Annotated in this window: 26 protein-coding genes; 5 read left to right on the top strand and 21 right to left on the bottom strand. The window is 62.9% G+C overall.

Annotated features, from left to right (window positions below):
• The first annotated feature begins 109 nt into the window (after positions 1-109).
• The 3 genes from GR167_RS06170 to folD all read left to right on the top strand — a co-directional run bounded on the left by GR167_RS06170 (position 110) and on the right by folD (position 3608).
• The gene (locus GR167_RS06170) at positions 110-706 is read left to right on the top strand and encodes an MOSC domain-containing protein (protein WP_160972540.1); all 597 of its coding nucleotides are present in this window, start codon (positions 110-112) and stop codon (positions 704-706) included.
• 144 nt (positions 707-850) lie between these two features.
• Complete coding sequence (locus GR167_RS06165) at positions 851-2527, top strand: formate--tetrahydrofolate ligase (protein WP_160972539.1); 1677 nt, start codon at positions 851-853, stop codon at positions 2525-2527.
• Positions 2528-2705: 178 nt separating this feature from the next.
• On the top strand, positions 2706-3608 hold the full coding sequence (gene folD, locus GR167_RS06160) for a bifunctional methylenetetrahydrofolate dehydrogenase/methenyltetrahydrofolate cyclohydrolase FolD (RefSeq protein WP_160972538.1): 903 nt from the start codon (positions 2706-2708) through the stop codon (positions 3606-3608).
• Between the two features lie 46 nt (positions 3609-3654).
• Here the strand turns inward: folD and GR167_RS06155 are convergent, their stop codons facing one another.
• Positions 3655-4065: a PaaI family thioesterase gene (locus tag GR167_RS06155; protein ID WP_160972667.1), complete on the bottom strand. Its 411-nt coding sequence runs from the start codon at positions 4063-4065 to the stop codon at positions 3655-3657.
• 139 nt (positions 4066-4204) lie between these two features.
• Here GR167_RS06155 and GR167_RS06150 point away from each other — a divergent pair, with 139 nt between their 5' ends.
• Positions 4205-5038, top strand: coding sequence for a LytTR family DNA-binding domain-containing protein (locus GR167_RS06150; protein ID WP_160972537.1), 834 nt, complete (start codon positions 4205-4207; stop codon positions 5036-5038).
• A 9-nt stretch (positions 5039-5047) separates the two neighbouring features.
• On the opposite strand, the gene pdeM is transcribed toward GR167_RS06150, so the two are convergent.
• The 17 genes from pdeM to GR167_RS06065 form a co-directional block, all read right to left on the bottom strand.
• The gene (gene pdeM / locus GR167_RS06145) at positions 5048-5713 is read right to left on the bottom strand and encodes a ligase-associated DNA damage response endonuclease PdeM (protein ID WP_160972536.1); all 666 of its coding nucleotides are present in this window, start codon (positions 5711-5713) and stop codon (positions 5048-5050) included.
• A gap of 213 nt (positions 5714-5926) precedes the next feature.
• Positions 5927-6475, bottom strand: a complete 549-nt coding sequence (locus tag GR167_RS06140) for a hypothetical protein (RefSeq protein ID WP_160972535.1) — start codon at positions 6473-6475, stop codon at positions 5927-5929.
• A complete protein-coding gene (locus GR167_RS06135; RefSeq protein WP_160972534.1) occupies positions 6475-7791 on the bottom strand; it encodes a DUF8689 domain-containing protein in 1317 nt (438 codons plus the stop codon). Before GR167_RS06135 ends, GR167_RS06140 begins: the two co-directional genes overlap by 1 nt.
• A gap of 127 nt (positions 7792-7918) precedes the next feature.
• On the bottom strand, positions 7919-8443 hold the full coding sequence (locus GR167_RS06130; protein ID WP_235915849.1) for a prepilin peptidase: 525 nt from the start codon (positions 8441-8443) through the stop codon (positions 7919-7921).
• Positions 8444-8451: 8 nt separating this feature from the next.
• Complete coding sequence (locus GR167_RS06125; RefSeq protein WP_160972533.1) at positions 8452-9300, bottom strand: tetratricopeptide repeat protein; 849 nt, start codon at positions 9298-9300, stop codon at positions 8452-8454.
• A 30-nt stretch (positions 9301-9330) separates the two neighbouring features.
• Positions 9331-9891: a tetratricopeptide repeat protein gene (locus tag GR167_RS06120; protein ID WP_160972532.1), complete on the bottom strand. Its 561-nt coding sequence runs from the start codon at positions 9889-9891 to the stop codon at positions 9331-9333.
• A 10-nt stretch (positions 9892-9901) separates the two neighbouring features.
• Entirely contained in the window at positions 9902-10858 is a 957-nt protein-coding gene (locus GR167_RS06115; protein WP_160972531.1) for a type II secretion system F family protein, read from the bottom strand.
• An 11-nt stretch (positions 10859-10869) separates the two neighbouring features.
• Complete coding sequence (locus GR167_RS06110; protein ID WP_212769837.1) at positions 10870-11838, bottom strand: type II secretion system F family protein; 969 nt, start codon at positions 11836-11838, stop codon at positions 10870-10872.
• 5 nt (positions 11839-11843) lie between these two features.
• Positions 11844-13298: a TadA family conjugal transfer-associated ATPase gene (locus GR167_RS06105; RefSeq protein ID WP_160972530.1), complete on the bottom strand. Its 1455-nt coding sequence runs from the start codon at positions 13296-13298 to the stop codon at positions 11844-11846.
• 22 nt (positions 13299-13320) lie between these two features.
• Positions 13321-14592 carry a CpaE/TadZ family protein gene (locus tag GR167_RS06100; RefSeq protein WP_160972529.1) on the bottom strand — a complete coding sequence of 424 codons (1272 nt, stop codon included), beginning with the start codon at positions 14590-14592 and terminating at the stop codon, positions 13321-13323.
• Between the two features lie 214 nt (positions 14593-14806).
• On the bottom strand, positions 14807-15475 hold the full coding sequence (locus tag GR167_RS06095; protein ID WP_160972528.1) for an OmpA family protein: 669 nt from the start codon (positions 15473-15475) through the stop codon (positions 14807-14809).
• A 4-nt stretch (positions 15476-15479) separates the two neighbouring features.
• Positions 15480-16907, bottom strand: a complete 1428-nt coding sequence (locus GR167_RS06090) for a type II and III secretion system protein family protein (protein WP_160972527.1) — start codon at positions 16905-16907, stop codon at positions 15480-15482.
• Between the two features lie 207 nt (positions 16908-17114).
• Entirely contained in the window at positions 17115-17981 is an 867-nt protein-coding gene (gene cpaB / locus GR167_RS06085) for a Flp pilus assembly protein CpaB (RefSeq protein WP_160972526.1), read from the bottom strand.
• 119 nt (positions 17982-18100) lie between these two features.
• Positions 18101-18307 (bottom strand): hypothetical protein, encoded by a 207-nt coding sequence (locus GR167_RS06080; protein WP_160972525.1) that lies wholly within the window; start codon positions 18305-18307, stop codon positions 18101-18103.
• A 175-nt stretch (positions 18308-18482) separates the two neighbouring features.
• Complete coding sequence (locus tag GR167_RS06075; protein ID WP_370741251.1) at positions 18483-18707, bottom strand: pilus assembly protein; 225 nt, start codon at positions 18705-18707, stop codon at positions 18483-18485.
• Positions 18708-18927: 220 nt separating this feature from the next.
• A complete protein-coding gene (locus GR167_RS06070) occupies positions 18928-19122 on the bottom strand; it encodes a Flp family type IVb pilin (RefSeq protein WP_160972524.1) in 195 nt (64 codons plus the stop codon).
• Between the two features lie 247 nt (positions 19123-19369).
• Positions 19370-19564 (bottom strand): Flp family type IVb pilin, encoded by a 195-nt coding sequence (locus tag GR167_RS06065; RefSeq protein ID WP_160972524.1) that lies wholly within the window; start codon positions 19562-19564, stop codon positions 19370-19372.
• A 358-nt stretch (positions 19565-19922) separates the two neighbouring features.
• Between GR167_RS06065 and GR167_RS06060 the strand changes: the two genes are divergently transcribed.
• Complete coding sequence (locus tag GR167_RS06060) at positions 19923-20759, top strand: lytic transglycosylase domain-containing protein (RefSeq protein WP_160972523.1); 837 nt, start codon at positions 19923-19925, stop codon at positions 20757-20759.
• Between the two features lie 33 nt (positions 20760-20792).
• Here the strand turns inward: GR167_RS06060 and GR167_RS06055 are convergent, their stop codons facing one another.
• From GR167_RS06055 to topA, 3 genes are all read right to left on the bottom strand, one after another.
• Positions 20793-21416, bottom strand: coding sequence for a 3-oxoacid CoA-transferase subunit B (locus tag GR167_RS06055; RefSeq protein WP_160972522.1), 624 nt, complete (start codon positions 21414-21416; stop codon positions 20793-20795).
• Positions 21416-22120 carry a CoA transferase subunit A gene (locus GR167_RS06050; protein ID WP_160972521.1) on the bottom strand — a complete coding sequence of 235 codons (705 nt, stop codon included), beginning with the start codon at positions 22118-22120 and terminating at the stop codon, positions 21416-21418. Before GR167_RS06050 ends, GR167_RS06055 begins: the two co-directional genes overlap by 1 nt.
• A gap of 203 nt (positions 22121-22323) precedes the next feature.
• Positions 22324-24918: a type I DNA topoisomerase gene (topA, locus tag GR167_RS06045; RefSeq protein WP_160972520.1), complete on the bottom strand. Its 2595-nt coding sequence runs from the start codon at positions 24916-24918 to the stop codon at positions 22324-22326.
• Positions 24919-24941: the final 23 nt, after the last annotated feature.

Raw genomic sequence — 24941 nt, 5'->3', positions numbered from 1 at the left:
GCCTGAGCATTTTGAGAACAGCGATTGGAATTGGCACCGTCACGGAAAATGATTTGTGGGTGCCGCCGGGTTGCGCCATCCTGACGAAAATTAGCACCGGATATTGCCCATGCCTGCCCTGAAACCCACCCAATTCACCGCCCGTGTCACCTGGCTCGGTTCCGTGCCTGACCGTGAAGCCGACTTGCGCTCGGTCCCTCTGCAGGACGCGATGCTGACATGGGCCGGGATCGCGGGCGAGGCCCATGGCGGGGTGACGCGCCCGTCCTGCAGCCGGGTGGTGTTGCAACATCCCAGGGGCACCGAGATCCGCAACACACGACAACTGTCGATCCTGTCCGAGGAAGAACTGGCCAAGATCGCGCAGGCGATCGGGGCGGAGCGGTTCGATCCCGCTTGGGTCGGCGCCTCGATGGTGATCGAGGGCATTCCCGATTTCACCCATGTGCCGCCCTCGTCGCGGCTGCAGGCGCCGTCGGGCGCGACCTTGGTGATCGACATGGAAAACCGGCCCTGTCACCTGCCTGCGCCGGTGATTTCCGAGGACCTGCCGGAGGCGGGCAAGAAGTTCAAACAGGCCGCCAGGGGCAAGCGCGGCGTCACCGCCTGGGTCGAACGCGAAGGCGTGGTGAAGCTGGGCGACACGCTGACCCTGCATGTGCCCGACCAACCTGTCTGGGCGCATCTGGACGCCGCGCGGGGCTGACCGTGGCGCAGGCGCCAGGGGCGGACAAATCCGGGCACGCGACGTTTCGCGGGGCGGAAATGTCGGATTTGCGGCACCTTGTATGCGGCTGTATGCGTTAAGGCGGAATAAGAGCTGTTTTCAGCGAACCCGGGGAGGGGTGCCATGAGCTATAAATCCGATATCGAGATCGCCCGCGAGGCCAATAAGAAACCGATCCAGGAGATTGGCGCGCGGCTTGGCATCGGGGCCGATCACCTGCTGCCCTATGGCCATGACAAGGCCAAGGTTTCACAGGATTTCATCGCCGGGCTGAACGGGCACGAAAACGGCAAGCTGATCCTGGTGACCGCGATCAACCCGACCCCTGCGGGCGAGGGCAAGACCACCACCACGGTGGGTCTGGGCGACGGGCTGAACCGGATCGGCAAGAACGCCGCGATCTGCATCCGCGAGGCTTCGCTTGGTCCCTGTTTCGGGATGAAGGGCGGGGCGGCCGGAGGCGGTTACGCCCAGGTGGTGCCGATGGAGGAGATGAACCTGCATTTCACCGGCGATTTTCACGCCATCACCAGCGCCCATAACCTGCTGTCGGCGATGATCGACAACCATATCTATTGGGGCAACGAGCTGGAAATCGATGAGCGCCGCATCGTCTGGCGCCGGGTAATGGACATGAACGACCGGGCGCTGCGCGATATCGTGGTGAGCCTTGGCGGCGTCGCCAACGGTTTCCCGCGTCAGGGTGGGTTCGACATCACCGTGGCGTCGGAAGTGATGGCGATCCTGTGCCTGGCAGATGACCTGGACGACCTGCGCAAGCGGCTGGGCGATATCATCGTCGCCTATCGCCGCGACCGGACCCCGATCTATGCCCGCGACATCAAGGCCGACGGCGCGATGACGGTGCTGCTGAAGGACGCGATGCAGCCCAACCTGGTGCAGACGCTGGAAAACAACCCCGCCTTCGTGCATGGCGGCCCGTTCGCCAATATCGCCCATGGCTGCAATTCGGTGATCGCCACCAAGACGGCGCTGAAACTGGCCGATTACGTGGTGACCGAGGCGGGCTTCGGCGCCGATCTGGGGGCCGAGAAGTTCTTCGATATCAAATGCCGGAAGGCCGGGATCGCGCCCGACGCGGTGGTGATCGTCGCCACGGTGCGGGCGATGAAGATGAACGGCGGCGTCGCCAAGGCCGACCTTGGTCCGGAAAACGTCGAGGCGGTGCAAAAGGGCTGCCCGAACCTCGGCCGCCATATCGCCAACGTCAAAGGCTTCGGCGTGCCGGTGGTGGTGGCGATCAACCATTTCGTCACCGATACCGAGGCCGAAATTCAGGCGGTGAAGGACTATGTCGCCAGCCAGGGCAGCGAGGCGATCCTGTGCCGGCACTGGGAAAAGGGCGGCGAAGGCGCGGAGGAACTGGCGACGCGGGTGGCGGAACTGGCCGATGGCGGCTGGTCGCATTTCGCGCCGCTTTACCCCGATGACATGCCGCTGTTCGAAAAGGTCGAAACCATCGCCAAGCGGATTTACCACGCCGACGAGGTGCTGGCCGACAAGAAGATCCGCGACCAGTTGCGCGAATGGGAAAAGGCAGGCTACGGCCATCTGCCGATCTGCATGGCCAAGACGCAATACAGCTTTTCCACCGATCCGAACCTGCGCGGCGCGCCGACGGGGCATTCAGTGCCGGTGCGCGAGGTGCGGCTGAGCGCGGGCGCGGGCTTCATCGTGGTGATCTGCGGCGAGATCATGACCATGCCCGGCCTGCCGCGCCACCCGAGCGCCGAGGCGATCATGCTTAACGAGGCCGGGGAGGTCGAGGGGCTGTTCTGAGCAGGTTTCCGTTGCGGTGCCGTTGGTGCGGATGGGAAACCGGGCCGGGCGCAAAACGGCGTTTTTCGGATTTGCCCGTCTGGCGTTTGCCGCGGCGGGGCGTTAGAGCACTGCAATAGATCACAACAGTATGACAGGCCGGGTGCGGGCCCGGTTCGGGATCAGGAAAGGTCGATACATGACGGCGAAGATCATCGACGGGAAGGCCTTTGCGGCCACTGTGCGGGAAAAGGTGGCGGGCCATGTGGCGCGGCTGAAGGAAGAGCACGGGATCACCCCTGGCCTTGCCGTGGTGCTGGTGGGCGAAGATCCGGCCAGCCAGGTCTATGTCCGCTCCAAGGGCAAGCAGACCGTCGAGGTGGGGATGAATTCCTACGAGCACAAGCTGCCCGCCGAGACCAGCGAAGAGGACCTGCTGGCGCTGATCGACCGGCTGAACAACGATCCGGACGTGCATGGCATCCTGGTGCAGCTGCCGCTGCCCAAGCACCTGAACGAAGACCTGGTGATCAACACCATCGACCCGGCCAAGGACGTGGACGGGTTCCATATTTCCAACGTGGGCCTTCTGGGCACCGGGCAGAAGGCGATGGTGCCCTGCACGCCGCTGGGCTGCCTGATGATGCTGCGCGATTATCACGGGTCGCTGTCGGGGATGGACGCGGTCGTCATCGGCCGGTCCAACATCGTCGGCAAGCCGATGGCACAATTGCTGCTGGGCGACAGTTGCACGGTGACCATTGCCCATTCGCGGACCAAGGACCTGGCCGAAGTGGTACGCCGCGCCGATATCGTGGTCGCCGCCGTGGGCCGGCCTCAGATGGTGCCGGGCGACTGGATCAAGCCGGGCGCGACGGTGATCGACGTGGGCATCAACCGCATCGACGCGCCGGAAAAGGGCGAAGGCAAGACCCGTCTGGTGGGCGACGTGGATTTCGACACCGCCGCCGAGGTGGCCGGCGCGATCACCCCGGTGCCGGGCGGGGTCGGGCCGATGACCATCGCCTGCCTGCTGGCCAACACGGTCACCGCCTGCTGCCGGGCGCACGGGCTGGCCGAACCCGAGGGCCTGACCGCCTGAGACTTCAAGAGCAGCCGCAAGGCTGCTCTTTCATTTCGCGGGCGTGTCAGACCTGCACCGGCACCATCGTGCCCTGCATCAGCGCGATCTGCTTTTCCTCGCCGCCGTCGCGGGCGAACACCTCGGACGTGACAACGATCAGCCGCCGCCCCGGTTTGATCACCTTGCCCCGCGCGATCAGCAGATCGCCCTTGGCCGGGGCCAGCAGGTTGATCTTGATTTCCGAGGTCAGGACCTCGTGACCTTCGGGCATCACCGACAGCGCGGCATATCCCGCGGCGCTGTCGCCGATCGCGAAGGTCAGCCCGGCATGGCCGTAGCCGTGCTGCTGCCGCGATCCGGGCAGAATCGGTGCTTCGATCACGCATTCGCCGCCGCCCGCCGAAATCAGCCGCGCGCCGAGCGTCTGCATCATCGCCTGTGCTTCGAAACTGGACTTGATTCTGTCGTCTATCATCATGCTTTTATCACTTCGTAGGTAAACACCGCCGTCCAAAGGGTCGTATTGACGGCTTGGTGTTGTTACATGGCATTATGCAAAGTAAACCACTGGACAGCCAAGATTTTATATATCCCAGCCATTTTCAGGTAACCGAATGATCAGCCTCGTGACCCAAGCGGCCAAACACACCTTTTCCTACCCGACGGTCGCGGTCTGGGTGCTGGTCGCGGTGGGGGCGTCGGTGATGGGGCCGTTTGGCACCTATTCCAATTACGACTGGGTGCCGCGCACGTGCTATTGGTTCACGATCTGCGGCTGTTCGGTCTTCCTGTCGCAACTGGTCCGCGGAACGGTCAGCCGCTATATCCACGACAACACCAGCTGGCGGTTCGATGTGGCGGCGATCATGGTGATGACGCTGGTTCTGACGCCGTTCGTCTTCGGCCTGTCTTCGATCATGATGGCGAATATCCAGGGCACGCACCCCGATTTCTGGCGCATTGGGCGTTTCGTTCTGCTGACCTCTGCCCTGATCACCACAATCCGGCGCATTCACCGGTTCCATCAATTGACCGAAGCAGGGCAGGAGGGCAGCGGCAGCATCTTCATGGCGGCCAGCGAAGAGGCGGCCGCGCCGCCGGAGGAGGGGGCCGACAACGCCGAAGAGGCGGCACAAGAGTGCCGTCTGCGCCTGCGCCTGCCGCCGGAAATCAGCGACCCGATCCTGCATCTGAGCGCCCGCGATCATTTCGTCGACGTCGAAACCGGCAGCGCGCTTTACAGCCTGCGGATGCGCTTTGCCGACGCGGTGGCGGAAATGGACGGGGTCGAGGGGTATATCACCCACCGGTCGCATTGGATCGCGGCGGACGCGGTCCGCGAGCCGAAGCGCGGCGGCGGCAAGCTGTATCTGGTGCTGAGCAACGGGACCGAGGTTCCGGTCAGCCGCACCTTCCGCCCCGAGCTGGAGGCCGCGGGCCTGCTGTGAGCCCCGGCCTCAATCCCGCGGCATCGGGATGGCCTGCATTTTCGGACCCGTCAGGATCGCCTGCGCCTCGGGGCGCATCAGCCGCGTCAGCACCTTGTGCGAACTGTGCAACCCGCCGCTCTGGCTGCCATAGGCAGGCATGATGATGCGGTCGCTGTCGACCAGGAAACAGGGCAGGCTGACCGCCTGACCGCCCCTGTCGACCCGCGCCCTGGGATGGAAATGCCCCGATATTTCGCCGCTGGCGCCGCGCCGCGCGATATGGCGAAAATGCAGCGGCGGCAGCGGCAATTCGGCCAGGTGGGTGCCGCCGATGGCCAGCGGGCCGGGATCGTGGCTGCCTTCGATCCAGACCCAGCGTCGGCCCGCCTGCATCCGGCTGATCCACATGAATTCGGGTTCGCTGATCCCGCGCGACGATGCGGACGCATCGAAACTGTCGCCCAGGCAGATCACCGAATTCGCCGCCGTCCTCAGCAGGTCCTTTTCCAGCCGCCCCAGCGTTTCGCGGGTGTCGTGCGGCGGCAGGAAGGCGCCCCCCTGCCGGACGATCCGTTCGGATTTGCCAAGGTGCAGATCGGAAACGCAAAGCAGTTTCTGATCGGGCCAGTATAGCGCCCCCGATTCCAAGGCTTCCAATTTCACGCCAGAAAGGGTCAGCGAATAGGTGTTCATGTTATATTCAAGGACATGGCCCGTAGTTTCCAACAATCCCATCGTGCGCGTTTTTCGCGGATTGACCAGCCCTGAATCGGCCCTGCGACGGTCGGTTACGCGCGTCAGCGGTCTTTTGCGCGCCGCGCCCCTGCCGGGCGGGCATGATGGCGGTGCAAGGGAGCTGTTCGCGGCGGCTCAACTTTTCCGGCAGGGCCTTGCCGCCGGTTTGCATCAACCGAGAGGATAGCAGTATTCCAATCTGTATTGTTCCAGCAGATTGATGAAAAGTTCTCCTTGATCGGGGCCTTCAAGGCCCGCGTGAAGGATGAAGAAGCTCTTACTTTCCTTATACACATAGCCATCGACGCCTTCGCGCGGTGACGGTTCAAACGGCGGTTTCGGATTCCGGCGCATCGCCATTTCATGGCGGGCGGTGGCGCCTTTAACCATCTCGAAGGTCAGCATGGCCGCTCCTCGATCGCCCTTGAATTTCGGAAGCCAGAACACGCGCAGACCATCTTTCTGCCTGTCCGGCAGGATCAGATCCTTGAGGTTCAGCTCGAATGAAGACCACAGCACCTTGGGGTGTTCGTCCCAATCTTCGTAGACGAAGGTGGTCATCGTGCAGTGGTCGATCCTGATTTCGTGCCGTCTGTCTTCAAAGTCGTTGAAACCGGCGGCCTCCACCTGCGCGGCCAGGTCCCTTTGCGGGGACGCGGCGGCAAGTGTCTGGGGCGTGAGGATCAAGACCAGGGAGGTGAGGAACTTGACCGGGTGCATCACTTCACGATCACTTCGTCCTTCACGAACATGTTCGACCAGGCGCGGTCGATCAGTTCGGGCGACATCTGATAGGGGATGCCTTCGAAGTCGCAGATCGAAATCATCTGGTCGATCAGGAACACCGGCTGGTAATTGGCATAGATGTTGTCGATGGTCGGGTATTTTTCGTGGATCAGGTGGATCAGCGCGTCCTCGTCCAGCGGCATGCCCTTCTTGCGCGCCACCAGGGCGAAGATTTTCAGGTAATCTTCCTGGCAGGGCCCGTCGATCTTGATCTTATAGAAGATCCGGCGCAGCGCGGCCTGGTCGAAGATTTCGTTCGGGTGGAAGTTGGTGGAAAAGATCACCAGCGTGTCGAAGGGCACCTCGAATTTTTCGCCCGATTGCAGCGCCAGGATGTCCTTGTTTTCCTCCAGCGGCACGATCCAGCGGTTGACCAGCGATTGCGGCGGTTCCGACTGGCGGCCAAGGTCGTCGACGATGAAGATGCCGCCCGTCGCCTTTAGCTGCAAGGGCGCCTGATAGGTGCGGGCGGTGGGGTTGTATTTCAGGTCCAGCATGTCGAGCGTCAGTTCGCCCCCGGTGATCACCGTCGGGCGGTCGCAGCGAACATAGCGGCTGTCGAAGCCCTTCTTTCGGCGCAGCGAATGCGGGTCGTCTTCGACCGCTTCGGCCTTGGAATGGACGATCGGGTCGTAGACGGTGATCACCTGGCCGGAATATTCGATGGCGCGGGGGACATAGATCTTGTCGCCCATCGCGTCGCGGATGCCGTTGGAGATCGAGGATTTACCGTTGCCCGGCGGGCCGTACATCAGGATCGACCGGCCCGAGCTGACCGCGGGGCCGAGGTTCGACAGCAGGTCCTGCGGCAGCACCAGATGGCCCATCGCGTCGGTCAGCTGCTGCCGGGTGATCTGAATGTCGCGGATCGACTGCCGCTTGATCTGTTCGCGGTAGACGTCCAGCGGCACCGGCATCGCACCGTAATATTCCGACTGCGCCAGCGCGTCGAGCGCGCGCGCCTTGCCCGCATCGGTCAGCTGGTAACCCATTTCATTGCCCGCATTGGCGTTCAGCGTGCCGGTCGCTTCCAGCAGCTTCTGTTCGCGGGCGATGTCGATCAGTTCCTGCGTGACCATCCGCGGCAGGCAGATCGCGGCGGCGGTGTCGGTGACGTTGGTCACGGATTTGCGGAACAGGGTTTTCAGCAGGATATCCCGCATCATCGGGATCGGTAGACGCATGTCTTCCAGACTGCTGGGCGGCGGCGGCGGGGTGACGCCGGTTTGGGGCTGAGCCTGAATATTCATGTCCTGTCCTGCCAATGTCATCGGTGCGGCCTCTGAAGGCGTTCGCAGCGATATTGGCGGCAGAGTTTGGCGAAAAAAGGGAGAAAACCGCGCGGGATCGGGCCGATTTGAATTAAAGGCGGCTACATTAGCCGCCGTAGACCGCCCCGATCAGCAGGTAGAGCGACAGGGTGATCCCCAGCGGCAGGCCCATCGGGAAATCGCCCTTGCGGGTCCAGCTTTCCCATTCCGGCGCCAGCTTGCGCAGCGGCGTCACACCGGCCAGCCGGTGCGATGCGACCGCGGCCAGCGTCACCGTGGCAAACAGCATCACCACCAGTTTCCAGTCGCCCAGCATCACGTAGGGCGCGGCGGCGGCGGTGAATTTCGCGTCGCCCGCCCCGATCAGCCCGGCGCCGTTCATCACCATGCCGACAAGCAGCACCACGATCAGTTGCAGCAATTGCCATCCGACCTGTTCCAGCGGCATCAGGAAGGGTGCGGCGATCACGAAGACCCCGGCCAGCAGCAGCACCGCATTGTTGCGGATCTTCATCGCGCTCAGATCGCTCCAGGCAGACCACAGACAGGCGGGCAGGCTGGCAAGGAACAGCCAGAGCGCCACCGATTGCGGCATCTGCAGCGCCGGGGCGATGGAGGACAGCATTGACATGAGCGGCGTCAGCTTTCCAGTGCCTGCAGGCTGCGGACGGCGGCCTCGAAATGCTGCGGATGGGTTTCGATCGCTTCATGCAGCAGGCTCTTGGCGGTCTGGATGTCGCCCTGTTTCACCGCGCTCAGCCCCAGCGTATGCAGCAGCTGGGCCTTTTCGGTCTGTTCCATCGGGATCACCGGCAGGGTGTAGTTGCGTTGCGCGCCCCGGGCCAGAACGATGTTGTTCTTGGCGGTGAACAGGGTCTGATCGTTGCGGATCGCATCGGCGAACAGCCGTTCGGCCTCGGCGTAATCGCCGCGGGTCAGCTTGGAATAGCCCCAGTTGTTCAGCACGCTGGCGGGCCGGGTGGTCAGGCCGACGGCGATTTCATAGAAACTGTCGGCCTTGTCCCATTCCTGGTTGCTGTCGGCGACCATGGCTTCCAGCCGGTAGCGCTTGAAGGTCTCGAAGGTGGGCGGGATCGCGTCCAGCGCTTCGTCGGCCTCGTCCCACTTGCCGGTGCGGATCAGCGCTTCGGCCAGGTCGACGCGGTCGTCATTTGTCGCCTCGGGCGCCTTGACCACCTTGCGCCAGACCGGCACCGCCTCGGTGGCGCGGCCGGCACGGACCAGCGATTTCGCCAAGCCGCGTTTCAGCTCCAGCTTTTCGGGATTTTCGGCCGAGGCGCGCTGAAAATAAGTCACCGCCTCGCCAGCATCGGCCACCGTCAGCATGATGTCGCTGAGGTTGTTGTCCTCGATCGCGTTCACCGCGCTCATGGCACGGTCGACCTGGTTGTCGCCGCGGATCTTATCGCAGGCCGACAGGCCCAACGCGGTGGTCAGACCCAGGGTCACAAGAAGGGAATGGCGCATCGTTTGCGTCCTTGTACTGCTCTTGCCCAATCATGGTATCCGGCGGATGACATAGTTGCCCGTGCCGCGCTGCACCAATTTATATTCTTGTTCTAAGTCTTCATCATAATCCGGATTTTCGGATTTTGCGAGTGCCAAGCGCAAATTATCGCGAATCGCGTCACTTTCGCCATTGTCGAGCGCATAGGCGGTTTTGAAAATCTGCACCGCCTCGGGCAGTTTGCCGCGCTCCATCAGCACCACGCCGAGGTTGTTCCACACTTCGGGGCGCGCTTCGTCGGTGTCGATCGCCCGGCGCAAAAGCTTTTCGGACTGCCCTAGCCGGCCCAGGCCGAGGTTGGCGGTGCCCAGGCCCGACAGCACGTCGACGGTGAATCCATGTTCCAGCGCGGCGCGGGAATAGGCTTCGAGCGCGAGTTCGTATTCCCCCGCATCCATCAGCCGCTGCGCCACCACCAGCCCGTCAACCGCCTGTCCGCGCGGGGCGATGCCCGGCGCATAGACGTCATCGGATGCGCCAAGGCCGCCCGAAGAACAGGCGGCCAGAGCGGTCAGTGCAACCAGGCCAAGCCCGGCGCGAATATGTTTCATTTTGATCTGCTCATTGCCCCAGTGCCATGATCCCGATCACCGACGGCGCGACCAGAATGATCAGCAGCGGCGGCACGGTCAGCATCATTGTGGCAAGGGTCATCTTGGTAGGCAACTTATTTGCCTTCTCTTCGGCGCGCATCACGCGTTTATCCCGCATTTCGCCGGCATAGACGCGCAGCGCCTCGGCGATCGAGGTGCCGAAGCTCTGCGATTGCACCATCACGGTCACGAAGCTCGACACGTCCGGCACGCCGCAGCGTTCGGCCATGTCGGACAGCACGGTGGATTTGTCCTTGCCGGCCTTGATCTGCTGCGACACGATTTCGAATTCGTCGGCCAGCGCCGGGAAGGAGGCGCGGATTTCGCGCGACACCCGGATGATCGCCTGGTCCATCGACTGGCCCGCCTCGACGCAGACCAGCATCATGTCCAGCGCGTCGGGAAAGCCGTCGGTGATCGCCTCCTGGCGTTCCTGCTGACGACGGGTGACCCAGTATTTCGGCGCCATGTAGCCGACAATGCCCGGGCCGAGGATATACATCATCGCCTGTTGCACGTCGGCCTGATCGCCCGCGATGAACAGCAGGTAATACAGCACGCCCACCGCCAGCAGCCCGAGGCCGAGCGCGAACTGGGCGAAATGATAGATCATCACCGCCTCTTTCGACTGATACCCGGCCTGGGTCAGCTTGAGGCGGACGTTGGAAAATTCCTCTTCGTCCTGCGGTTCGAGGAAGCTGGAATATTTTTCCAGCTTCTGGGCGCTTTTCCCCGTGCGCAGGGATTCCCCATGTGCGGGCCGGCTGTTGCGGGCGTCTGCCTTCAGCTTGTCCAGCGGGTCCGGGCGCGTCTTCAGCAGGAAGGGCAGGGTGATCACGATCAGGGCGATGCCCAGGAATGCCACCAGCAGAAGCGGACCGGCGTCGCTGGCCTTGTCCCCGAAGAACATGTTGACGATGTCCATGATGGTTCTCCTCAGACCTTGATGTTCACCAGCATCCGCATGACGATCATGTTCGCCACGAGGAACACGCCGACCGCGACGCAGGCGGGGATGAAATAGGGGTGATCCAGCACTTCATCGTAATAATGCGGGTCCAGCAGGTTGATGCCGACCAGCGCCAGCAGCGGGAAACCCGACAGGAACTTGCCCGACCATTGCGCCTCGGCGGTGATCGCCTTGACCCGGCGGAACAGGCGGAAACGGGAGCGGATCACCTTGGACAGGCCGGCCAGGATCTCGGCCAGGTTGCCGCCCGATTGCTGCTGGATGGTCACCGCCACGGCGAGGAAGCGCAAATCCTGCATGTCAAGCCGCTCGGCCATGTCCTTGAGCGCCTCGCCGACATCGCGGCCATATTGGGCTTCGTCCGCGATCATGCCGAATTCGGTGGCCAGTGGGTCGGCCACTTCGCGTGCCACGATCTGGATGGCGGAACTGAACGGGTGGCCGACGCGCAGAGATCGTACCATCAGTTCGATCGCGTCGGGCAGCTGTTCCTCGATCATGCTCGTTCGTTTCTTGGCCTTGCTCGACACCCACATGAAGACGCCGCCGACGCCCATCGCGATGGACACGCCAATACGGATCAGCACCCCGGTCTGGGTGCCGACGGTCAGCCCGACGAAGGCCATGCCCGACAGCGCGGCCATGATCATCAGCAGCTGCGCCGGCGAAAAGGCGATGGCCGCTTTCTGCGCCTTGGCGGCCAGCAGCGAATAGACCGGAATCCCGCGCCATTGCATGTGCTGGCTCATTTCCTTGCGCAGCTTTTCCATCACCTCGCTGCGGTCGCTGCCCTTTTCCAGCATGTCGAGCCGGCGGTTGACCCGGCTGTTGAGGCTGATCGAGCGGCCGAAGACGGTCAGGTAGAGCCCTTCGACGATGACCAGGACGCCGACGAAGATCAGCCCGTAGATAAGCGGTTGAATGGGGATGGTCATGAGGCTTACTCCGCAGAGACGGGTTCGAAGATTTCGGCCGGCAGGTCATAGCCCCACAGACGGAACCGTTCCGAGAAGTGGCTGCGCACGCCCGTCGCGGTGAAATGGCCGATGATCTTGTTTTCCGGGGTCAGGCCGACGCGCTGGAAGCGGAACACTTCCTGCATGGAAATCACGTCGCCCTCCATGCCGGTGATTTCGGTGATCGAGGTCATCCGGCGCGACCCGTCCTGCAGGCGCGACACCTGCACGATCAGGTTCACCGCCGAGGAAATCTGGCTGCGCACCGCCTTCAGCGGCATTTCCACCCCGGCCATGGCGATCATGTTTTCCAGCCGCGACAGCCCGTCGCGCGGGTTGTTGGCGTGGATCGTGGTCATCGACCCGTCGTGGCCGGTGTTCATCGCCTGCAGCATGTCGATCACTTCCTCGCCGCGGGTTTCGCCGACGATGATCCGATCCGGCCGCATCCGCAGCGCGTTTTTCAGACAGTCGCGGGCGGACACTTCGCCCTTGCCCTCGACATTGGGCGGGCGGCTTTCCATCCGGCCGATATGGATCTGCTGCAGCTGCAATTCGGCGGTATCCTCGATCGTCAGGATACGTTCGGAATTGTCGATGAAGCTCGACAGCGCGTTCAGCGTGGTGGTCTTACCCGACCCGGTCCCGCCCGACACGATGATGTTCAGCCGGGTGGCGACGGCGGCCTGCAGATAGGCGGCCATTTCTTCGGAAAAGGCGCCGAAACCGACCAGGTCGTCGATGCCCAGCTTGTCCTTCTTGAATTTCCGGATCGACACCAGCGACCCGTCCACCGCGATCGGCGGCACCATCGCGTTGAAACGCGACCCGTCGGCAAGACGGGCGTCGACGTAAGGGTTCGATTCATCCACCCGGCGGCCCACGGCGGACACGATCTTGTCGATGATCCGCAACAGGTGCTTTTCGTCCTTGAAGGTGACGTCGCTGAGTTCCAGCTTGCCGAAGCGTTCGACGAAGATCCGCTTGGGTCCGTTGACCAGGATATCGCTGATCGTTTCGTCCTTCAGCAGGGTTTCCAGCGGGCCCAGCCCGGTGACTTCGTCATAGAGTTCCTGGAACACCTGCGTGCGGTCTTCGCGGTTCAGAACGATGCCTTTTTCTTCCAGGAATTCGCTGGAAATGGAACTGATTTCCGCCCGCAGCTCGGCCTCGGTCGCGGTTTCCAGCGCCCCGAGGTTGAGGTTGTCCAGCAGCGCGCGGTGCAGCTCGAGCTTGATTTCCGACAGCCGTTCCTTGCGCTTGCGTTCCTTGTCCATCGGCTGCGCCTGGGCGGGCGCCTTCTGCACCGGTTTGCGGATGCTCACGGTCTTCCTGGCCGGCGCGGCAGATTTTTCCGCGGCCTGGGGCATCTGGACGACTTTCGCGGTGGCCGTGGCGCCCGCCGCGCTGTGGTCTTTCTTCTTGTAGCGTGAAAACATCCTGTGTCCCCCTTAGCCGCGCTTATTCGGTGTCCGATTGGCCAAGCTCATGCAGCGAGGCGGCCAGTTTCGCGATTTCCTTGCGCAGCGGGTTCTTCGCCGCGCTTTTTTCCAGCGGTTCGCCGTGATCGCCCGCCTGCGTGACGTATTTGCCGCCATCGGGCAGCTGCAGTTCGATCGAGATATCGAGGCTGTCGGCCAGCCGCTTGACCCGCGATTTGCCGCTCAGATCGGTGAATTTCGGCGCCCGGTTCAGCACGAAGCGCAGCTTTTCGAACGGCAGGTCTTCGGCCTGCAGCGCGCGTTTCATCCGCAGCGCGTTCTGCGCCGAACGCATGTCCAGTTCCAGCGTGGCGAAATAGACATGCGCGGCCTGCAAAACGGTTTCGGACCACTGCACCAGGGTCTTGGGCATGTCGATGATGACGTAATCGAAGTGATGCCGGGCGACGTCGATGATGCGCTGGATGTCCTCCGGGCCGACCAGATCGAGCGGCAGCATTTCCTTCGGCGCGGTCAGCACGAACAGCTTGTCCTCATAGGACATCAGTGCCTGGGTGAAGCTGTCGTCATCCATCATTTCGGTATCCGACAGCAATTCGTACACCGCGTCGCGGCGGGCCAGGTCGAGATAGGTCGAAACCGATCCGTATTGCAGGTCCAGATCGATGATGCAGACCCGCGGCGGCGTCTGTTTCTTGCCGGCCGCGGCGATCAGTTCCCAGCCCAGGTTCACCGCCAGGGTGGTAGCGCCGGTGCCGCCTGCCAGCCCGTGCACGGCCAGAACCACACCTTCGCGGTTATGGGCCGATTTCACCGGCTGTTCGGGGGCGGCGGCGGGTTTTTCGGCTTCCTCGGCCTCTTCGGCCGGTTCGGGCGCCGGTTCGGGCGCGCGCAACCGTTCGACGGCGGCCTGCAATTCGTTTTCCGGCAGCGGGTAGGGGACGAATTCGTCGGCGCCCTGGCGCAGCAACTGGTGCAGCGCGGCGGGGGTGACTTCCTCGGCGATCAGGATCACCTTGATGCCCAGCCCCTTGGCGGCGGAAATGATGTCACCCAGCAGGATCAGGTTGCCTTCGTCTTCGCGGTCGATCGCGATGGCGATGAATTCCAGCGTGTCCGACCCGGGCTGCTGGAAAAAGGCAAGCGCATCGTTGAACCCCAGGTCGCCCCAGGCTTCGCCCATGATCGCTTCCATGTCTTCGATCAGCAGGTCGAAGTTCTGAACATCCCGACTAATCGTGCAGGCCAGAATCGGGCTGGCATCCGCATTAGAATTGTCGCTACTCGTCATTGCCTCTTGTCCTTCAGCTGCGGCGCCGAGGGCACTGTGAGGCGGGGTTTCTTAACTGCCCCGTTCCTTCGGCCCGTAAGCGCCACGTCCGGCAAACGCCGAACGCACTACTCCGTCTCGGAACAAGATCGCGGGCAATCTGGGCGAGATTAGGGCCAAAGTTTCGAAATTGTGCGGTATTTCTGGACGATCCGCGCCCATGGCGCGGATTGTTCTATTGGCTGTTGCCCATGGTCACGCTGCCTTCGATCCCGGTCAGCGTGGTGGCGACAACGGCGCTCTGGACATAATCGCGATACACGATCTGGGCGTATTTACCGTCCATCACGGTGGGATGGCGGCGCACGAAACCGGTCACTTCGGTGACGGTGCGGCGGTTGCGGCGTTCGCGGCTTTCCGTTGGCACCAGCGGCTGGGTTTCGCCTTCGGACACGACCGCTTCGAGCCGCGAACGGCTGATGCCGTGCCGCGACAGGAAGCTGACCACGGCATCGGCGCGGCGTTTGCCCAGGCGGTAGTTATAGCTGTCGCTGCCGACCGCGTCGGTATGGCCGTAGACCCGGAAGCGGACTTCGGGGAACTGGCGGATCCAATCGGCCTGGCGGCGCAGCACCGCGGCGGCCTCGGCGTCGATCCGGGTCGAGTTGAACTCGAAATGGATCGTGGTGGGCACTTCCTGGGCGAAACGATTGGCCAGGCTGGCGACATAGGTCTTTTCGCCGGTCTGGATCATCGTGTTGTTCATGGTGGAATTGCCGAAATCGCCGCCTCCGACCAGCGCCCCGGCTTCGTAGGTGAAGCTGGAATAGCTGTTATTGCCGTCGCACCCGGCGATGAAAGCGACGCTGGTGAACAGCGCGATCTTGATCAGGGGGGCTTTCATCGGGTCACTCCATCACATAGCCGTAAGAGCCGCTGAAATCCTGGTTGGCGACTTCGCCAGCCGCACCTTTCAGCTTGCGCGAATTGTCGCGTGCCACGCGGCCATGCAGGAACAGGTCCTTTTCCGATGGCGGCATGATCCGGTCGGTCGGCAGCGCCAGCGCTTCGCCCCGGGTCGGGGTCACCAGATGGGCCGACACGATGATCACCAGTTCGGATTGCGACCGCTGGTATTCGGCGCTGCGGAACAGCGCGCCCAGCACCGGGATGTCGCCCAGCCACGGCACCTGGCCGTTTACGTCGATGAATTCGTCCTGCAGCAGCCCGGCGATGGCGAAGCTTTCGCCGTCGCGCATTTCCACCGTGGTCGAGGTTTCGCGGCGGCGGAAGGCGTCGATGGTGAAGGCGTCGGTGGAGTAGCCGTTCGACGGGTCGATCGCCGACACCGCCGCGCGCAGTTCCAGGTTGATCAGGTCGCCGTCGACCACCCGCGGCACGAAGTTCAGTTCGACCCCGAAGGATTTGAATTCGACCGAGATCATGCCGTTTTCCTGGCTGACCGGGACCGGGTATTCGCCACCGGCGAGGAATTTCGCTTCCTGGCCGGACAGGGCGGTCAGGTTCGGTTCGGCCAGGGTGCGGACGACGCCCTTGCTTTCCAGCGCTTCCAGCAGCACGCCCACTTCGACCGATCCGACGCCGAAGCCGAACAGCATGGCGCCGTTGTTTTCGTTGACTCCCGGGATGGAGCCGCCAAGCGCGGTGGTCACGCCGCCCGAGGTGTTGGTGGTGTTGGTGCCGCCGTTCAGGGTCGTCCCGCCGCTATTGCCGTTAAACGACAAGGACGAGCTGAGCGATTTGGACACGTTGCGTTCCATTTCGGCGAAGCGCACCTTCAGCAGCACCTGCTGGACGCCGCCCACGGTCATCAGGTTGGACACCCGTTCCGGCGCGTAGCGTTCGGCCAGGTCCAGCGCGCGCTGCAGCTTCATCGCCGAAGACACCGTGCCGGACAGGACGATGCCGTCATTGGCGGTGCGGACCTCGATCTTTTCGCCGGGCAGGATCTGGCGCAGCCGTTCCTTGAATTCCGCCACATCGGCGGCGACCACCACGTCGACATTGGTGATCAGCTGGCCCTGCGCATTCAGCAGCGTCAGCGTCGTGGTGCCGGGCGCCTTGCCGAGCACGTAGATCGACCGGTCCGACAGCGAGGAGATATCCGCGATGGCCGGGTTGGCGATCGAAAGCTCGGCGAAGGGCGTTTCGCTTTCCACCACCACGGCGCGGTTCATCGGCACGCTCAAGCGCGATGAGGTGCCGTTTTTGACCACGCGCAATTCCTGCGCCAGGACCGTGTCCGGGGCAGTTACGCCGCAGATGGCCAGCGACAGACCGACCAGCGCAGCCTTGAAAATTCTACCGTTTGTCATGTGACCTGCCTTTTCGATCACGCCTCAAAATGCGGGTCTTGTGCCCGTTTCTTTCATGCAGACTGCGCGAATTTTCCAAATTTTGCAAGAATCAATAGGTTCGGCCCCGGTTTTCATGTGTTTTGTGCCCATTTCATCGCCGCCTGAGGCTGAAATGCAACGGGCGGCTGGAGGTCCGGCCGCCCTATTGGGGAGGTGTGATGACCTTTAGTTGGTGCAGGGGATCGGGATTTCCACCACATCGGCGCCACGGCGGGTGCGGATGGTGCAGACCTGCTTTTTCGCCTCGACCGTTTCGACCGGCGCTTCTTCCTCGATGCCCAGCAGGCTGCGCTGGTCGATTTCGATGGCGCCGGCGACGGTGTCGTCTTCGGCCCCGACCAGCGACAGCGACAGGCTGCCGGTGGATTGCGCCTGGGCCAGGGCGGCCACCTGCGCCGGGGTGGCGGACACGGTCACGGTGCGGGCGATGGTGGTGGTGGTGCCGTCGTTATTGGCGGTCTGGTCCACCGCGATCAGCTCGATCGAGTTTTCGATCAGCTTGGTGACGTCGCGCCGCTCGGACAGCGGGCCGCTCATGCTTTCGCCGGTCCAGTAGACATCGACGCGGTCGCCCGGGCGCAGGAAGCCCGACACGCCGCTGGCGACGTCCACCTTGATGGCGAAGGCGCGCATGCCGCGTTCCAGCCGCGAGGTCAGGCCGGCATCTTCGCCGGGCTTGGTGATCTTCACCGCCATGATCGCTTCGTTCTTTTCGATCGGGCGCAGCACGACGCGGCGCTTGTCGGGATTGTTGGCATCGGGGAACAGGTCGGCGGCGGTGGAAAACACCCCTTCGGGCAGGGCGTTGGCAGGGAATTTCACCAATCGCGCATCCTTGGGGGTCAGGGTTTCGCCATAGGCCAGCGCGCGGTTGGCGACGGCCACTTCGACCAGTTTCACGTTGCTGCTCTGGGCGCTCTTGGCGCGCGCCAGTTCCGCCTCGAAGCCCGAGATATAGTCATTGGCCATATAGACGGCGAAGCCGGCAAGGCCCAGGCCCAGAACGAGGACCAATCCGAAAATAGCGCGCATGGCATATCCTTTCTCATCTTGCGGCGGAAACCGTTCGTGTCCGCCGCGTCTCAGCTTCCGGTCAAGCTAGGCGTAAAATGGGGCGAAATGATGGAGCAGGCGCGTCAGGATGCGGGAAATCAATTGACTTCGCCAGCTGAGACGATGGCGTCTTGCAGTGAGAGGCTGGCGGCATTTGACGCGGCTTCGGTGCTTGAAAAAACGGGGATGGTCGCTGCGAAGGCGAGCCCCACTATCGCCCCGGTCAGGACGACCCAGTCGACCGTCACCGCCCCGGATTCATCCTCGGCGAACTGTCGGTAATTAAATGTCGAAACTTCGGTCATGGTCCTGACCTTTCGGGATTGATGGCGAATGATCTACGGTTTGTACCGGTTCCTCGCGTCAATCCTGTGGTCAGGGTGTGTAAAGAATGTGGCGGTTTCGATGTTCCGGTATGGAAACCCGAAAGCCGCACGATCGGGATGGTGCGGCGCCCGGGTCTACGGGGGGCACAGAGGATCAGTTTGTCGCTGTGGCCGTGTCTGTGTCGGCGATCAGGTCGTTGACCAGAGAGTTCGTGGCGGTGTCGATGCCATCCGATACGGTCGCGACGGCGGCAACGCCCAGCCCGACGACGGCGGCGGTCAGCACGACCCAATCCACGGTCACGGCACCGGTTTGATCTGCGCGGAAGGTCTTGAGGAACTTGAACATGGTCTTTCTCCAGCTGCTCGGAAGTTGCATTCGAATGCCCGCGGCAAAGACGGTGTTCCGAAGGATTACGACCGTCCCGGCAGGGGCGTCTTTCAGAAAGCGGCTGGATTGGGGCAGGAATGCGGCGCGAAAAGGTTCGGATCGCGACGTTTAGATCGTTCTTTTCCTATTTGGGTGTGAGGGTCGTGACATAGAAAAAGGCCACGCCTCTCCAGGCGTGGCCTTAAAACCTTTGCGAAGTCGTTCGGTCTTAGTTGACCGCGGCTGCCTCGGTCATGCTGGTGCCCAGGTCGGTGGTCAGCGTGGTTGCGGCGGTGTCGATGCCGCTGCGCACGGTGGTCACGGCTGCGATGCCCAGGCCGACGACGGCTGCGGTCAGCACGACCCAGTCAACAGTCACGGCGCCGTCTTCGTCTTTGCGGAAGTTCTTGATGAATTTGATCATGGTTTCTCTCCAGTTGCTCTGTCTCAATCTCGCCCCGGCGGTGACGTTCCGGCCTCTCTCACTTGCCTGTCCCCGTCGCGGTATGACGCTAATAAGCACCTCGATTGGGGCGGGAGTTGGGCGTGAAAAGGATTTGTTAACGACGTTTTCGCGGTTCTTTTGGGGGCAATCCCCGCTTGGCGCGGAAATAGAAAAAGGCCGCGCCTTGGACAGGCGCGGCCCCGGAACTTTGCGAAGTCGTTCGGACTTAGTTGACCGCGGCTGCCTCGGTCATGCTGGTGCCCAGGTCGGTGGTCAGCGTGGTGGCGGCGGTGTCGATGCCGCTGCGCACGGTGGTCACGGCTGCGATGCCCAGGCCGACGACGGCTGCGGTCAGCACGACCCAGTCAACAGTCACGGCGCCGTCTTCGTCTTTGCGGAAGTTCTTGATGAATTTGATCATGGTCTCTCTCCAGTAACTCTGTCTCAAGTGGTTTTCTCTTTGCCCCCGCCGGTGACGTTCAGGCCTCTCTCACTTGCCTGTCCCCGTCGTGGTATGACCTTAATAAGCGCTTCGATTGGGGCGGGAGTTGGGCGGAATTGTTTTAAAAAGAGAGTTTTTTTGAAAATATAACCCAAAAGTTGTGGGCCGTTGAAACTAAAGGATAAATTTTTATCAAAGGTCGTTTTGAACGGGCCGGATCAGATGAATGTGGCGATTTTTAGTTAAAATGACCCCCGATTTTCACGGAAAACTGGTCTGAAAACCGGTTTTCTGCGATACTGCGCGCAACGATAACAAAGAGGCAGAGCAGGGCACCATGAAACGGGGCGTCCTTTTATCCTGCGCGATCTGCATCGCGGCAGCCGCGGCCCCTGTCCGGGCCGAGGGGCCGGCGCCGTTTGCCGATTTCACCTTCAAGCGCGTCAAGCCGCCCCAGCCCGGGCAGAAACGGATCACGGTGCAGATCGATCCGGCGGAACAGGCGGCGCGGCTGGCGGCGGTGGTCGCCAGCAGGCCCGCCGAAGCAGCAAAGCCCCCAGACCCCGCGCAGGGGCCGCAGGCGGGGCGGTTCGGCTGGTTCTGGCAAACCGTGTCGCCCGAGATTGCACAGGCGGGGGCGGGGCGACTGGAACCGGCGCTGACCCTGCTGGGCAACCCGCCCGAGGGCGAGGCGGTGGCGGCGCCGCGTCTGGACGACCTGCTGCCGATCGTGCGCGCACAGGGGCCGCGGATGCTGATCAGCACCATCGGCACTCGGGTGTCGCCGGCGCTGGTGCTGGCGGTGATCGCGGTGGAATCGGGCGGCCGCGCCGATGCGGTCAGCAAGGCCGGGGCCGAGGGGCTGATGCAGCTGATCCCGGCGACGGCGGAACGGTTCGGGGTCGACGATAGCCTGGACGCGGATGAAAACATCCGCGGCGGGGTGGCCTATCTGGATTGGCTGCTGGGAGAATTCGGCGGCGATCCGATCCTGGCGCTGGCGGCCTATAACGCCGGCGAAGGCGCGGTGCGCGATCATAACGGGGTGCCGCCCTTCGGCGAAACCCGCGATTACGTGCCCAAGGTGCTGGCGGCCTATTCGGTGGCGCGGGGGCTGTGCCAGACGCCGCCCGTCCTGATTTCCGACGGCTGCGTCTTCACGACGATGAAGTGACGCGCCCGGGCGGGGACCCGGGCGCGATCTTGATCAGACGATGGTGGCCTCGGTCGAGGCGATCATTTCCTCGCGGGTCACGCCCGGGGCCAGTTCGACGATATGCAGGCCCTTGTGGGTCACGTCCAGAACGCCCAGGTTGGTGATGATCCGGTCGACCACCGCCTTGCCGGTCAGCGGCAGGGTGCATTCCTTCAGAACCTTCGATTCGCCGTGCTTGTTGGTGTGGTCCATCACCACGACAACGCGGCCGACGCCCGCGACCAGGTCCATCGCGCCGCCCATGCCCTTCACCAGCTTGCCGGGGATCATCCAGTTCGCCAGATCGCCCTTTTCGCTGACTTCCATCGCACCCAGGATCGCCGCCGCGATCTTGCCGCCACGGATCATCCCGAAGGAGGTGGCGCTGTCGAAATAGGCGGTGCGGGGCAGTTCGGTGATGGTCTGCTTGCCGGCATTGATCAGGTCGGGGTCTTCTTCGCCCTCGAAGGGGAAGGGGCCCATGCCCAGCATGCCGTTTTCCGATTGCAGCGTGATGTCCTTGTCGCCGACATAGTTCGCCACCAGCGTCGGGATGCCGATGCCGAGGTTCACATACATGCCGTCTTCGAGTTCCTGCGCGGCCCGTTCGGCCATTTGGTTACGATCCCAGGGCATTATGCATCCTCCTTCTTGCGGGTGGTGCGCTGTTCGATGCGCTTTTCGTGCTCGCCCTGAACGATGCGGTGCACATAGACGCCGGGCAGGTGGATGTTGTCGGGGTCCAGTTCGCCGGGTTCGACGATTTCCTCGACCTCGACGATGCAGACCTTGCCGCACATCGCGGCCGGCGGGTTGAAGTTGCGCGAGGTCTTGCGGAACACCAGGTTGCCGGTGGTGTCGGCCTTCCAGGCCTTGACGATCGACAGGTCGGCGAAGATGCCCTCTTCGAGGATATAGGTTTCGCCGTTGAAGTCCTTGTGTTCCTTGCCCTCGGCGATCACCGTGCCGACACCGGTACGGGTGTAGAAGCCGGGGATGCCCGAACCGCCGGCGCGCATGCGTTCGGCCAGCGTGCCCTGCGGGTTGAATTCCAGTTCCAGCTCGCCGCTGAGGTACTGGCGCATGAATTCGGCGTTTTCGCCCACATAGGACGACATCATCTTCTTGACCTGCTTGGTCTGCAGCAGCACGCCCAGACCGAAATCATCGACGCCCGCGTTGTTCGACGCGATGGTCAGATCCTTGGTCCCGGCGTCGCGGATCGCCGCGATCAGCAGTTCGGGAATGCCGCAGAGGCCGAAGCCGCCCGCCGCGATCAGCATGCCGTCGAACAGGACGCCATCCAGCGCCTCGGCGGCGTTTGCGTAGACTTTTTTCATGAATGTCTCCCTCAAAGCCCTTCACGTCATGAGTGCGGCGGGCAAGGGCGGGTGTCAATGAAACACCGCCCTCAGCCGCCTGACGCGTCGTCCTGCTTGTATAGAAATTGAGGGGTTTGGGCCAATACGTAGTAATACGCCTTTGGCGGGGGCGCCCGGCGCGCGCCGGGCGATGCGGCGGCCGCGCGGCCGCCGCCCAGTGCTTATTCCGAGTCGGTCTTTTTCTTCGCGGCCGGCTTCTTGGCCGTCGTTTTCTTCGCCGGGGTCTTCTTGGCGGCGGTTTTCTTCGCGGCGGTCTTGCGCGCCGGTTTCTTCTTGGCGGCCTTTTCATTGGCCAGCTCGACCGCCATTTCCAGCGTCACGTCCTTGGGATCGACATCCTTGGGCAGGGTGGCGTTGACCTTTTCCCATTTGACGTAAGGCCCATAGCGGCCCTCCATCACGGCGATCGCGCCGCCATCGGGGTGTTCGCCCAGTTCCTTCAGCGGCTTCGCCGCCGCGCCCCGGCCACGTCCGGGACCGTTGGCGCGCTTTTCGGCCAGCAGTTCCACCGCGCGGTTCATGCCGATCTCGAACACGTCGGCGGGATCTTTCAGGTTGGCGTAGACCGGTTTCGCCTCATCGGGCAGCTGGTGCATCAGATAGGGGCCGAAACGGCCGAAATTGGAACTGATCATGCCGCCGTCGGGGTGCTGGCCGATTTCGCGCGGCAGGCTCAGCAGGGTCAGCGCCTTTTCCAGGTCCATATCGTCCTTGGACCAACCCTTGGGCAGCGAAGCGCGCGGCGGTTTCTTGTTTTCCGGCGTCGGTTCACCGCGCTGCACATAGGGCCCGAAGCGGCCCGATTTCAGCCAGATCTCATCCTCGCCATCCATACCCAGCATGCGTTCGTCGCCCTCGGCGCCTTCGCCGGCGATGGGGCGGGTGTAATTGCATTCGGGATAGTTGCCGCAGCCGACGAACCCGCCGGTGCGCGAGGTTTTCAGGTGCAGCCGCCCGGTGCCGCATTTGGGGCAGATGCGCGGGTCGGAGCCGTCTTCGCGCGGCGGATACAGCTGCGGCGCCAGCGCGTCGTCAAGCACGTCGAGAACTTCGGTGATCCGCAGTTCCGAGGTTTCCGCGATCGCGGCCGAGAAATCGCGCCAGAACCGGGCCAGCACATCCTTGTAATCGCGCTGACCTGCCGACACGTCGTCAAGCTGTTCTTCCAGCTGGGCGGTGAAGTCGTAGCCCACGTATTTGCGGAAGAAGTTCAGCAGGAAGATGGTGACGATCCGGCCCTTGTCCTCGGGGAACAGCCGGTTCTTGTCCTTGCGGACATATTCGCGGTCCTGGATCGTGGTGATAACGCTGGCATAGGTCGAGGGGCGACCGATCCCCAGCTCTTCCATCTTCTTGACCAGCGTCGCCTCGGTATAGCGCGGCGGCGGCTGGGTGAAATGCTGTTCCGGGCTGATCGAGCGCTTGTCGGCCTTTTCGCCTTCCATGACCTGCGGCAGGCGCTTGTCGTCGTCATCGACCACGTCATCGTCGCGGCCTTCCTCGTAGACGCGCAGGAAACCGTCGAACAGCACCACCTGACCGGTGGCGCGCAGACCGATCTGGCCGTCATTGCTGCCCACGTCGACGGTGGTGCGTTCCAGACGGGCGGCTTCCATCTGGCACGAAATCGTACGTTTCCAGATCAGATCGTAGAGCTTGCGCTGGTCCGCTTCGAGCTTGGCCAACTGGCCGGGATCGCGCGACATGTCCGTGGGGCGGATACATTCGTGCGCTTCCTGGGCGTTCTTGGCCTTGTTCTTGTACATCCGCGGGGAGGACGGCACATATTCCTTGCCGTAGCGGCTGGCGATTTCGTCGCGCGCGGCCATCACCGCCTCGGGCGCCATGTCGATACCGTCGGTCCGCATATAGGTGATGTAGCCCGCCTCATAGAGCCGCTGCGCCGCGTTCATGCATTGCCGCGCGCCCATGCCGAATTTGCGGCTGGCTTCCTGCTGCAGGGTCGAGGTCATGAACGGTGCCGACGGATTGCGGCTGCCCGGTTTCGCCTCGACCGATTTCACCACCAGGTCGCGGCTGGTGATCGCCTGAACCGCGATTTCCGCCTGGGTCTCGTTCTCAATGCCGAACTTGTCGAGCTTGTCGCCGCCCAGCACGGTCAGCCGGGCTTCGTATTCCTGGCCGCGCGGGGTGGCGAGCATCGCCTTGACCGACCAGTATTCGCGCGGATTGAACGCCTCGATCTCCATCTCGCGTTCGACGATCAGCCGCAGGCAGACCGATTGCACCCGTCCCGCAGAGCGCGCGCCGGGCAGTTTGCGCCACAGCACGGGGGACAGGTTGAAGCCGACCAGATAATCCAGCGCCCGGCGCGCCAGATAGGCGTCGACCAGGTCGTTATCGACCTGGCGCGGGTTCTTCATCGCCTCGGTCACCGCCGATTTGGTGATCGCGTTGAACACCACGCGGCTGACAGGCGTGTCCTTCTTGATCGCCCGGCGCTTGCGCAGCGCCTCTTCCAGGTGCCAGGAAATCGCTTCCCCTTCGCGATCGGGGTCGGTCGCGAGGATCAGTTCGTTGTCGTCCTTCAGCGCGTCGGCGATCGCTTTGACATGTTTGCGGGAATCGTTGCCGATTTCCCAGGTCATGTCGAAATCGTGCTCGGTATCGACCGACCCGTCCTTGGGCGGCAGGTCGCGCACATGCCCGTAGGATGCCAGAACCGTGTAATCAGACCCCAGGTACTTGTTGATTGTCTTGGCTTTGGCAGGAGATTCTACGACGACAACGGGCATTTTTAAGGGCGACCTTTCGCAAC

It is taken from the genome of Thalassovita mangrovi (assembly GCF_009857745.1).
GTDB classification, from domain to species: Bacteria; Pseudomonadota; Alphaproteobacteria; order Rhodobacterales; family Rhodobacteraceae; genus Thalassobius; species Thalassobius mangrovi.
Note: the sequence above shows the minus strand (reverse complement) of the source record. Positions and strands in the feature narration are given on the sequence as shown.

Excerpts from the sequence above, each read along its gene's own strand:
- GR167_RS06170 (WP_160972540.1), top strand. The coding sequence starts at position 110 with ATGCCTGCCCTGAAACCCACCCAATTCACCGCCCGTGTCACCTGGCTC.
- GR167_RS06125 (WP_160972533.1), bottom strand. The coding sequence starts at position 9,300 with ATGCGCCATTCCCTTCTTGTGACCCTGGGTCTGACCACCGCGTTGGGC.
- topA (WP_160972520.1), bottom strand. The coding sequence starts at position 24,918 with ATGCCCGTTGTCGTCGTAGAATCTCCTGCCAAAGCCAAGACAATCAAC.
- GR167_RS06150 (WP_160972537.1), top strand. The coding sequence starts at position 4,205 with ATGATCAGCCTCGTGACCCAAGCGGCCAAACACACCTTTTCCTACCCG.
- GR167_RS06065 (WP_160972524.1), bottom strand. The coding sequence starts at position 19,564 with ATGATCAAATTCATCAAGAACTTCCGCAAAGACGAAGACGGCGCCGTG.
- GR167_RS06110 (WP_212769837.1), bottom strand. The coding sequence starts at position 11,838 with ATGACCATCCCCATTCAACCGCTTATCTACGGGCTGATCTTCGTCGGC.
- GR167_RS06075 (WP_370741251.1), bottom strand. The coding sequence starts at position 18,707 with ATGCAACTTCCGAGCAGCTGGAGAAAGACCATGTTCAAGTTCCTCAAG.
- GR167_RS06070 (WP_160972524.1), bottom strand. The coding sequence starts at position 19,122 with ATGATCAAATTCATCAAGAACTTCCGCAAAGACGAAGACGGCGCCGTG.
- GR167_RS06105 (WP_160972530.1), bottom strand. The coding sequence starts at position 13,298 with ATGTTTTCACGCTACAAGAAGAAAGACCACAGCGCGGCGGGCGCCACG.
- GR167_RS06055 (WP_160972522.1), bottom strand. The coding sequence starts at position 21,416 with ATGCCCTGGGATCGTAACCAAATGGCCGAACGGGCCGCGCAGGAACTC.
- GR167_RS06165 (WP_160972539.1), top strand. The coding sequence starts at position 851 with ATGAGCTATAAATCCGATATCGAGATCGCCCGCGAGGCCAATAAGAAA.
- cpaB (WP_160972526.1), bottom strand. The coding sequence starts at position 17,981 with ATGCGCGCTATTTTCGGATTGGTCCTCGTTCTGGGCCTGGGCCTTGCC.
- GR167_RS06080 (WP_160972525.1), bottom strand. The coding sequence starts at position 18,307 with ATGACCGAAGTTTCGACATTTAATTACCGACAGTTCGCCGAGGATGAA.
- GR167_RS06155 (WP_160972667.1), bottom strand. The coding sequence starts at position 4,065 with ATGATAGACGACAGAATCAAGTCCAGTTTCGAAGCACAGGCGATGATG.
- GR167_RS06095 (WP_160972528.1), bottom strand. The coding sequence starts at position 15,475 with ATGAAAGCCCCCCTGATCAAGATCGCGCTGTTCACCAGCGTCGCTTTC.
- folD (WP_160972538.1), top strand. The coding sequence starts at position 2,706 with ATGACGGCGAAGATCATCGACGGGAAGGCCTTTGCGGCCACTGTGCGG.
- GR167_RS06120 (WP_160972532.1), bottom strand. The coding sequence starts at position 9,891 with ATGAAACATATTCGCGCCGGGCTTGGCCTGGTTGCACTGACCGCTCTG.
- GR167_RS06090 (WP_160972527.1), bottom strand. The coding sequence starts at position 16,907 with ATGACAAACGGTAGAATTTTCAAGGCTGCGCTGGTCGGTCTGTCGCTG.
- GR167_RS06060 (WP_160972523.1), top strand. The coding sequence starts at position 19,923 with ATGAAACGGGGCGTCCTTTTATCCTGCGCGATCTGCATCGCGGCAGCC.
- GR167_RS06130 (WP_235915849.1), bottom strand. The coding sequence starts at position 8,443 with ATGTCAATGCTGTCCTCCATCGCCCCGGCGCTGCAGATGCCGCAATCG.
- GR167_RS06050 (WP_160972521.1), bottom strand. The coding sequence starts at position 22,120 with ATGAAAAAAGTCTACGCAAACGCCGCCGAGGCGCTGGATGGCGTCCTG.
- GR167_RS06135 (WP_160972534.1), bottom strand. The coding sequence starts at position 7,791 with ATGAATATTCAGGCTCAGCCCCAAACCGGCGTCACCCCGCCGCCGCCG.
- GR167_RS06100 (WP_160972529.1), bottom strand. The coding sequence starts at position 14,592 with ATGACGAGTAGCGACAATTCTAATGCGGATGCCAGCCCGATTCTGGCC.
- GR167_RS06140 (WP_160972535.1), bottom strand. The coding sequence starts at position 6,475 with ATGCACCCGGTCAAGTTCCTCACCTCCCTGGTCTTGATCCTCACGCCC.
- pdeM (WP_160972536.1), bottom strand. The coding sequence starts at position 5,713 with ATGAACACCTATTCGCTGACCCTTTCTGGCGTGAAATTGGAAGCCTTG.
- GR167_RS06115 (WP_160972531.1), bottom strand. The coding sequence starts at position 10,858 with ATGGACATCGTCAACATGTTCTTCGGGGACAAGGCCAGCGACGCCGGT.